At 40.7% G+C, this 9,666-nt stretch carries 9 protein-coding genes and 1 pseudogene; all 10 read right to left on the bottom strand.

Annotated features, from left to right (window positions below; all coding sequences use genetic code 11):
• Positions 1–141 precede the first annotated feature (141 nt).
• Positions 142–1,288 (bottom strand): annotated as a pseudogene (locus ACFIKR_RS08165) (DEAD/DEAH box helicase family protein); the annotation flags it as partial.
• Positions 1,289–1,695: 407 nt separating this feature from the next.
• On the bottom strand, positions 1,696–2,208 hold the full coding sequence (locus tag ACFIKR_RS08170) for a DUF3987 domain-containing protein (protein WP_375659502.1): 513 nt from the start codon (positions 2,206–2,208) through the stop codon (positions 1,696–1,698).
• 516 nt (positions 2,209–2,724) lie between these two features.
• Complete coding sequence (locus tag ACFIKR_RS08175) at positions 2,725–2,862, bottom strand: hypothetical protein (RefSeq protein ID WP_155915008.1); 138 nt, start codon at positions 2,860–2,862, stop codon at positions 2,725–2,727.
• Between the two features lie 303 nt (positions 2,863–3,165).
• The gene (locus ACFIKR_RS08180; protein ID WP_375659503.1) at positions 3,166–3,669 is read right to left on the bottom strand and encodes a hypothetical protein; all 504 of its coding nucleotides are present in this window, start codon (positions 3,667–3,669) and stop codon (positions 3,166–3,168) included.
• A 1-nt stretch (position 3,670) separates the two neighbouring features.
• The gene (locus ACFIKR_RS08185; RefSeq protein WP_375630606.1) at positions 3,671–4,069 is read right to left on the bottom strand and encodes a hypothetical protein; all 399 of its coding nucleotides are present in this window, start codon (positions 4,067–4,069) and stop codon (positions 3,671–3,673) included.
• 146 nt (positions 4,070–4,215) lie between these two features.
• Positions 4,216–5,013: a beta-hydroxyacyl-ACP dehydratase gene (locus ACFIKR_RS08190; protein WP_375659504.1), complete on the bottom strand. Its 798-nt coding sequence runs from the start codon at positions 5,011–5,013 to the stop codon at positions 4,216–4,218.
• Positions 5,004–6,077, bottom strand: coding sequence for a citrate/2-methylcitrate synthase (locus ACFIKR_RS08195; protein WP_375659505.1), 1,074 nt, complete (start codon positions 6,075–6,077; stop codon positions 5,004–5,006). The genes ACFIKR_RS08190 and ACFIKR_RS08195 overlap by 10 nt, the downstream gene beginning before the upstream one ends.
• A gap of 94 nt (positions 6,078–6,171) precedes the next feature.
• A complete protein-coding gene (locus ACFIKR_RS08200) occupies positions 6,172–7,389 on the bottom strand; it encodes a hypothetical protein (protein WP_375659506.1) in 1,218 nt (405 codons plus the stop codon).
• A 6-nt stretch (positions 7,390–7,395) separates the two neighbouring features.
• Positions 7,396–8,058: a class I SAM-dependent methyltransferase gene (locus tag ACFIKR_RS08205; RefSeq protein ID WP_375659507.1), complete on the bottom strand. Its 663-nt coding sequence runs from the start codon at positions 8,056–8,058 to the stop codon at positions 7,396–7,398.
• Between the two features lie 746 nt (positions 8,059–8,804).
• Positions 8,805–9,666, bottom strand: an 862-nt coding sequence (locus ACFIKR_RS08210; RefSeq protein WP_375659508.1) for a hypothetical protein, incomplete at its 5' end; no start/stop codon positions are given.

Consider the following 9,666-nt stretch of genomic DNA (forward strand, 5'->3'; position numbering starts at 1 on the left):
CTATTCATACATGGCAATCTTATATAAAAAATGGTCAAATGAATCATGCATAAAAGTGTGGATTCTTAAGTGGATTCATATAAAATAATTTCACTCAAACCATTGACTTTATTGTGTTTTTATATATAATGCGTTATTATCATCGGTAAAGATCTTAGGGGGTGCTGTCATATAGAGGCGTTTTTTACCACGAATGATGCTGTTATCATGAACCTTGATAAATTCAGATTCATTGTCTTCAGTTCCCAATGAAGCCCCAGTGGTTCTATGCGCTTCATCACAGATGATCAGATCAAATTCGGGTAAATCATACTTTTTTTGCGCATCCGAAATCACTTGGATTGAATGATAAGTGGAAAACACCATGGTCATCAGATCATGTGAAACCTTACCCGCTTTACTAGCCAGTTCTTTTGCATCCGTGGTAGCCAGCAAGGCAAGATCAGAGCTATCAAATTCAAGAGCATCATTTTTATTCTTACGACGTTTTCCCACTTGTGTATCCGAACACACGGCAAAGGAACGCAAGGGTACTTCTGTATCTTCTGTCCATTCACGGATTGTTTGAGATATGAGAGCAAGGGAGGGCACCAAAAACAACACACGCTTGCCTGTTCCTGCTATGGTTTCTGCTATCTTCAAACTGGTGAAAGTCTTGCCCGTACCACATGCCATAATCAGCTTGCCACGGTCTGCTTCTTTTAACCCTTCACAGACTTTCTCAAGGGCTTCTTTTTGATGATCTAAAAGCTTTTTTTTGGGTTGCTCTTTAAGAACGGCTTGTCCTTGTTCTTTATACGCCCCCCAATCGATTTGACTGTTCTCTAAATCAAAAAGGTTTATGCGTTGAATACGAACTTCTTGCTCCTCACAAGTTAGTTCAACATTGTCACTCCAATCTTGTTTCGGTGCTATCAATCAGAATACGACGCGTGAAGATCTTTTTGCCAGAAGCTGCTATAAAACTATCAATATCTTCTTTTTTAATTATGTGAGAGGTATCATAGCATTTACATTGAATAGCCGCATAGCCACCTTCATCACGGATTGTAGCGACCAGATCAATGCCAATATCAGTTCCATCTTCTTCATGCTCTTTAGCCCATTCCAAATAAGTCTGAACCTTTTCGTATTCTTGCTTTTGAAGCGGGTCGTTTGTCAAATAAGCCATGACAAGGTTTTCAAACATGATTCCTAATTCACGGGGTGATTTTGCTTGTTGACGATAATATTCTAACAAAGAGCGTAAAGAGACATGTTCATTATCGGAATTAACAGATTGAAGCATAAAGAATAGACTCCATGGCAATATATTCTATTGATTAATTCCCTTCAAAGCAATCAAAATGGAGTTTATTAAATTAATTCAAACCAAATATCGAGTGCAAAATGAGTTAAAGTCATTCCAAAGCTGATAAATTTTTTCAAAAAGTTTTTTAAAGGCTGTTTATCCACAGCCCATGACACGGGGTCAGATCAGCAAAATAGTGAAATTTGCTGTTTATTTGACGTGTTAATCAAGACAAATGAAGCATGTGCTTTAAAATATCATAATGAGTATTTTGATAGGTTTTATGAGATATTTTATAGAGAGGTTTTGTAGTTTCCTAAAACCCCCAAAACCCCCAAAACTAATGATGGGGAGTGCTTTGAAGGTTCACTGTTATATTGTTTAATGTTTATAAGATTTCTGTCTTAGTGTGGTGTCTTATAACTTTTTGCTAAAGAATGCCATTCATAGCGTATGGTAGGTCGACCACCTTGGGAGCTATTGTCTCTAGAGATTTCACGAATATAATTACAACGACATAAAAGCTCTAAAGCTTGCTTAATGGCTCTATTATCTGTTAAACCGATCCAACTTCTTTGATGAATATCGCGTAAAGTAAAAACATCAGATAAATGATCACAGCGCTCGACAATCAATTTTGCCCCCTCTGTTGCTAAGTTATCCGCCGCCGCATAAAGCCTTTTGACATAACTTAACAAATATTTTTCCCATCGCAAGGCTGTTTGAAGGGCATCTTTATTGATTTCAAAACGCCCCCCTTCGGTTAATTCAAAAATCAATGCAAGACTTACTATGGTCTTAGGCATTTTCAAAAGATGCGCTTGTAAGCTTTCAGAAAGGTTATTCTCTTTGGCTTCTTTAAAAATCTTTTGCATCCATTCACGAAAGATCTCTTGAGCATCAGCAGAAAAACGCATGACAAGCGGGTGTTCAGGAGAACCAAGGGTTTATATCATAATGAGAACGTATTAAGCTAAGAGGAGATGCCAAATTCTCAAAGGAGAAGTGCAATGCACCTTTACGAGTTTTTTGGACTTCATGATTTTTTGTACAACATTATGCCCCCCAAGATTATGTGCCCTTAAGCAGCTACAGTCGTTGATACAATATCCTCAGCAAGCATTTGTTCATCTTGCACATATATTTTTAGTATTTTTAATAATTTTTTTTGGAAGATTTCTTGGTACGGCACGCGATACATCAGTGCTAACGTTCTCTTAAAAAACACACAGATAATTAATCAGCTGCAAAAAACAACCTTACCAATGAAGTACTAGCTAGAGGGTTGCATGCACAACGCAATAATGGCACACTGATTCCCACAAGCGTGCTTCACATATTGCACGCATAGCCTGTACAGAGTCTACCGCTCCTAAATACTCAAACGTAAAAACGTAATGCTACTGGATCGTATAGTGACCGCAGTTGCACCCTTAAACACCGGTTCCTCCCCATATCATAATGCTTGACAAAAGCATCATGCCATCATAGCAACGGCTTTGCGTAGGGGTTCCACAACATAGTTCTACAAATTGTTGACGCATTGCCAAGCTAACAGTTTTCTTGCCCACCTACGCCAATGAGACCATCACTATCCTCTTTTTGAATCGTAAAACAAAATGATTTCCCATGAGCGATAAACCATCTGCTCAAAGTCCAGCTAGCTCAAACTCATAGCATTCTAAACCTTTAGGCTCGCTCTTCCCCCAAGGGGGCATAGTCAGATATATCACTTTCCTCATCTCTTCACGCGCTGGGATAAAAAAATCTGAAACTACGAGGCAACGCTGCATTTGTATGCAGCGTTGTTGTTAGGAATAAGCTTCTATTGAGATAGTTCTAATGGGAAGCACCCGCAGCTAATGGTATAGGGATTAATTTGGATTCTTTCGAAATGCTATATATAAATTTAATGTGCCGCCCCACAACACACCACCAATAAACCCACTTAAAAGACCAAAAAGAAGGTTAAAATCAAATGCATATTTCAAATCAGGTACAACCTTGAGAAAAACAATCAATGTGAATTTGATGACAAAAGCGATAAGAATAAATGTCAGCGTCAACGGCGTACCAGGCAGAATAATGAAATCCGTTCCCTCTTTGATTTTTAAACGCGCAGTAGCACGCCAGAGCAACCAGCCAACGCCAAAGCCGATCATCAGCCCTGCCAACATTGCGATTGCTCCCCAGCGTGGGAAAGCCAGCTGGTTAATCACATCGCTTGCGCCCAAAAAAAGAAAGACTAACGGCAAGAGAAAAAGGCGGTAAACCTTCGTTTCCCTATCTTTCAATGCGATTATTCCCCTCGCAATGAGAAAAATAAGCAAAATCCAAGCCCATAAAGGGGTTCCAGTCAGAATGTTAAACAATGACATATTATGCTCCATGATGTTTGATGCGATAAAAATATTGCATGATGTTAGGAAGATATTTAGAAAAAAGAATACCAGTACAAATTAAACCCATAGTGATTAACCAAATCTGGGGGGTCCATGTAAAAAAAGCCACTAGAAGACCATTGGCAAAAAAGATGATTACCCAAATCCATGTAATATATTTATTGATGAGATAAAATAGGATATGTTTGCGTTTTTCTTCAGAAACACCAGCACTGGCATAAAAAATGGTAAAGGGTTTTTTTACCAGCAAGCTAATCAATGAAACCAGAGCAAGTGACAGATAGCAAAAAACTGTGGGGTAGTTCAGTAAAAGTGTAGACCATCCAGCGAAATAATTAACAAACAGGACAATAACTGTCAGAATGTTAGTAATCATCACGGGTTCTCCCTGCCGGACAATTTTAATATTCACAGCAATAATGAACAATAAAATCACAGTTAAGATGAGAGAGCGTTCGACCAGAGTTAAAAAGTTTCCATTGATAACCCAGGAGTAAATACTCCACGGAATAAAAGAGATTATTATGTTAAACATGGCGCATCCTCCTTTTTATATTTGATAGAAAACTTACCGCAAGTGCTTCGTTTTTTAGTTTCCGTATGAATATAAAAAACGCCACCCGGTTCATACTCTGTATCCTGTTTAATGGTCAACTGATAGGTATCTCCCGGATAAACTGCTTCAATGAACTTTACTTTTTTCAGCGCAACAGATGCGATATTTTTCGTCCTACCCTGCGTGGCTAAAGCCAGAACCATCTCAATCAATAGTGAACCAGGACATACGGCGCGGGAGGGGAAATGTTCCTCAAAAAGCGGGTGATGCGCATTAAAGGAAAAAGTACAAGAATCTCCGGTTACGGAGGAAATCTTACATAAATCGCCTAGTAATGGAAGAGCGACTTTCTGAGAACACGAGCCAAGGAAGCAGACCTTACTGACCATGATGATTGCCTGCGCAATAACGGCCTTTCCATTGTCATATGTGCTAGCCTTACAGTGAATACGATAGGCCTCATTAATGCGTTCAATATGTCCTTCAACGCATAACCGATCGCTATCAAAATGGGTGGTAGAGAAAAACTGTTCAACCATGACAGGGAGATAGCGATAAGTGAGATCCGAGTTTTTAGCCACCATGGTGGCGAATCGAACTGAAAACTGATGCAAGGCTTCGAGTAACAAGCCCTGTTTCAAATAGTTATGGGCTAACTCCCAGTGAGAAATATCGATTTGCCCGCAAGCACGCATCGGTGTGATTAAGGTGATACTCTGACATATACCCAAGAAATTTGGCTCGGTGTGATGCTTTATAGCCATAATTGGGAGACCTTTTTATATTTTTCTCTTAAATCCTTTGATGATAAACTGAAGGAATGAGTGCTAAACCGCGCTTGATAGTGCGCGAGAAGTATAGGCATACGACAAACGAAAAAAGCCAACAATCCCAGCTCAGGAGAAGCCCGATGTTTGCTCATGATGCTTGCAATTAGAAAATTGACATTGGGTTGCAGTCCTGTATTGTCCGAAATAGATCGCACAAGCGAACTGAAGGGGCACATAGGCATCTGAAAGCGTGAAAAAAAGAAATCAACCCGGACATCCCATTGCATAATCGGATGACCAAACCTTGGCCAGGGTTTGTCTTTGCAATAATGCGTTACCGCCGCCTTAAGATTCCCGGCTTCAATCTCATGGAGGACACCAGAAAGTCGCATGATAGCATATTTGCAGGCTCCCATATGCACGGAGCCAATGGCACAAAACCCACCGATTAGTGCAGAAATGACGTCGCTCTTGGTACTGATAATAAATCTTACCATGGTGGTTGTGGGTGTCACAGTACCAAACCCGCCCAGCAGTAGAGACATGCACCCGCAAAGCACATTAATATCCCAGTCGGAAGAAGCTTCCTTGCTAGTTAATACTAACCAAAAAGCAAGCTCCAAGGTATTGCAATTTTCGATCGCCGGCAAATCGGAAAACTGTTGGGAAGAGCACGCCAATGCAATAATCCACGGCATCAGCAAGATAATTTTAAGACAACCACCGTCGCTTACGGGAGCCATGACCTTACCCTGAGCCGCCGAAACCTCAACTTGCGATAATAACATCATAAATCGCTGCGTTAAACTCAAAGATGGCAATACATTGATCAGTTGATGCATCGCCTGCAGTTTGGCTGTAGGGTTCGTCTTTTGCAGTTCGGCGTTAGCATTCTGAATCAGCCGATCCATCTGTTCTTCATTAAGAAGGTTGCCGGTCAGTACAAACCATGCGTTCTGCAAATAGCGGTTTTCATCGGCAATATCAATCAAATTACATCCACGAATAAACAATGCGTTATTATCTAAACCATAATTATCAATAACATCATCTGACATGATTCACTCCTGCTGCTCCGGTGACACGCTATAAAACCTGATGTTGACATTTATCGTATGCGAATTCCCTGATACAATTTCATTACACAAATTATCAAGTTGCATTACAGGACTCCCTTGCGTCATAAACTAGCAGGCATTTCCCTCTGGGTGAGAAAAGCAAAGTGCTATATTCGACGAGGGTGAGATTAATACGCCCGCGCTTTTTCATATAGGCTTCATAAATATCCGGCAAATGATAGATTTCCTCAGTTAGTTCGGACAAATCAAGGTTGTGAAATACTTCGCGGCAGATTTTAATATCCATAATCTCTTGTCTATCCGCGGATAAAGACAATACAATTTGAACAATCACATCGGGCAACCTTCGATTAATAATTTTGAATATTTTTTCATGGCTAATCAAATTTCCCATGAAATTAAAATCAACAGCATTGCGTTTAATACCTTCAAAATAGAGGTCACCATTTTCAACGGATAATGTGCCCATATCGCCCACGGAGTATCTGATAAGTTTGCGCGAGGCATCGGGATCCAGCGATGTCACTAGCAGTCCTCTCTTATCTTCATATTCAAAGAAGAAATCATCGCTGAAGAGCAGGTACCGATTAAGCCGCCCTTCGGCGGACATACCAATGAAACCGCACTCCGACAAACCATATAAACCAATTATCCGCAGATCGGCGCCCAGCATCTCGCGCAGATAGTTTTCATGCACGCTCAGCATCGATTCACCAGTAAAGACCACTTTTTTAATTGCCAGTGGAACCCCAAGGCTGAGCATGGCTTCAACGAACTGAACGATGGTGCTGGGCACACCAAACAGTACCGAGAGCCGTATTTCAGCCAGAAATTCGAAATGACTCTTCAGCAGCAGAGCAATATCGCCAACCGGCACAACATGTGCACGGCAATTTTTTAAAATTTCACACGCCAAGTAGTGTAAAGATGAAAACAGATTAATCGTAAACAGGTTGCCAACAACATCCCCTGGGGAAAAAACCTGCCGCGCGCGCAGGTTACGAATTAAATTGCGCTCTGATGAGCTGATCCCTTCCTTACAGAATTTTAAACGAACGTTGGCCATTTTCATCGCCCCAGTGATGCCACTTGTAGCACTAATCAGCATCGGTAAGTGTTCACCCGCAGAGTCCACTTGAGTCAAAGAACCACTATCACCAGTGGTCGAATAAACACGTGTACTTATCCTAACCAAATCGCGGAAAGCAATGTAATCGAGTGCATGGCAGCCAGTTATTGCCGTTATACGTGGTTGCATTTTTGCATACATTTCAGCACAGAAATAATCCATGATAACTCAGACCTTTTTAATGAAAATTGCACAACCCAGAGCTGCTAGACCTTCTCCACGTGTCACTGTCCAGCTCATCTCACTAAGATCGCAGCCGTATAAAAGATCGGTGATACCGGCTAATGTAAATTTTTCTTCTGTGGACATAGCTGCCACACCGCATTCACGACGTGATTGGTTAAAAATACCCAGTGCTGTTTCTTCTGAATCAGCCAGGGGGTCGTGGATGATAATACGACCGCCGCGATCTAAAACACAGCACAACTCCTGTAATCCTTTTTTAGGTTCAGCCCAGTGATGAATTACGGAACGGGCATAAATCATTGAAAAGGAGTTATCGGGAAACGGTAAATTGCTGACACTGGCTTCAATGATGTTGAATGCATGCTGGTATTTTAACTCGGTACATTTTTTAACACAAAACTGAACCATACGGAGATCGATATCAACCCCGTAAAAGGAATAGTCTGTGAGTTTTTGGGAGCGGTAAAGTTTGAAAAGCATGTGGCCAGTTCCCATGCCAATATCGAGAATTTTTTTCTTCGCAGAAGTAACACCAGATGCTTCTTCCAGAATTCTTTCCATCAAATACGCATTCCACGATGATGTACCTTCAGTAGCATACCTTTCATAGTGCTCAGGGGTGATATTCACCAGTAAATCATTCATCACATATTCCTCTAAATGAAGCTAGTTATGGCATTGCCATAAACTCGTTAAAAACTAACTGGGTATAGAAACGGTTATGTCCTCATATAAGAGGTCATCTAAAATAATTGATTGCAAATATGCATCCAGCAAAACAACGGTTATCACAGATTGACAAAGATAATAGCAGTTACAAATAAACGTCATCCCTTTAAACGCAAATATATTCCCAACGTACCGAAAAACACATCGCGTCCTGTCATGTTCAACTAAAAAATAATCATTTATATCAAAAATGCACGCCGAGATGGTGCATAATGCCTTATACAAGCTCTCCATGCAGCTAAATATTGTGGTGCATAGACGATTATCCAGCACCTGCCCTGCTGGAAAGTCCGCGCATTTTTTACAGTAATCTAGCATAAATGGTCTCGGTAGTTTTTTTTTCTCAATAAATTCGATATCAACCCCGACAGACCGAATCCGCGGATCTTTATTAACCAACATAATACTTTTACTCCGTCCATGGCTTACAGAACTGTGTGACATCTTTACATCTGGCAAAATCCGTTTAAATATATCGATAAAAAGTACCTTCGCCATTTCACGGTGCAATATCATTCTCGATGTACGTCTCGTCGATACAGGCAAATAACGATGAAGCCTATCAATAGCTAAAAAATAGGTATAAAAAGAATGGCTCACAATGCACAGATAATTGTTTGCACGACGATTAACATACACTCTGCTCATATCATGAGCTTTACCTACATGGTACATTTTATTTTCCCTGTATTTGTCGTGGCAATTTTTCTGATATTTACTTTAAATGCATACTGATACCATTTATCAGTCAATAGTTTAGTAACGACTTTAACCTGCTCACTATTTGCCGACATATCAAGGTTGAGATAAAGATCGCCGTTCTGTGCTTTTGAAAAGTAATGCCTTAAACATCCGGCATACTTAATAATGTCATTTGAGATCAGTTGAACTGGGATAAACTTACCATTGTGTTTAAATTCATTAACGGCTCTGGCTATCCAGTAATAGCATTCGGATTCATCTTTAACAAACAGGTCGCCGGAATCAAACCATTCATCACGCGGCTTTAATTGCAAGGAACTATCAACATAACCATCACACGCGAAAGGCGTTTTATAAAACATACGGCGCACTGAATCAGAAGCATCCGCCCGATCAATGGGGCGCAAATCAATTTTTATATCACTCACCAGAACCTTACCCGGTGCCACAACGCCATATTTACTGGTTCTTTCAATATCGCGTAGCGAGCAGATCTTATTATGAAACAAGCGCGGTCCGGATTCGGTCTGACCGAAGTTATTCCATAACGTCGTGCATGATGAGAGGATGCCCGATGCTTGTACGGTGAGCAAACGATCGGATGCATTCAAGATATTTTGCACATGGATTCGGCTTTTGGTAAAAATGTCGCTTACTTCCAGCATCCAGTCACCGATTAAAGGCAAGTTGGTAATGCTATAGCCAAGGAAGCCAAAGAGTCTGCTGGCTATGCAAGACATGACGTGACGCAAGCACGCAATCAGGCAGAAGATGCAGAGAAAATAGCCTCGTCTGCGAGGAGTAGGGTTATCGATATCAATC

The sequence above is a fragment of the Bartonella sp. MR30HLJHH genome (assembly GCF_042194195.1).
GTDB classification, from domain to species: domain Bacteria; phylum Pseudomonadota; class Alphaproteobacteria; order Rhizobiales; family Rhizobiaceae; genus Bartonella; species Bartonella grahamii.